The 289-nt window shown below is 52.9% G+C and carries 1 protein-coding gene; it reads right to left on the reverse strand.

What is annotated here, in order from left to right; all coding sequences use genetic code 11:
* Nucleotides 1-60 precede the first annotated feature (60 nt).
* The coding region (locus AC1RPT_RS07975) for a hypothetical protein (protein WP_481763017.1) at nt 61-289 on the reverse strand (229 nt) is incomplete at its 5' end.

Genomic DNA, 289 nt, shown 5'->3' on the forward strand with positions numbered 1-289 from the left:
GGTTTTGATCGAGAGTCATTCCCGACCAGTAGGCGTCTCGGCCCGCGCGGCGTGGATCGGTCATTCGATATTCCGATATGCGTGTTCGATACGGTCAGCCAGACGACGGCGTTCGCACGCGACCTCTAGACACATGGCCTCTTGAGCAGATGTTAGGCAATCTTGGCCGATCTTCTCAAACTTTTGTGCTTCTGTACGAAGTAGGTCGATGCACACCAGCATCTCCTTAGGCGTCATGCCCAACGGGTAATAAACGCTCATGATCATCTCCTTGAAAGTTGGTGTGACT

This window comes from Dellaglioa sp. CoH-56-MRSF-11 (assembly GCF_056782135.1).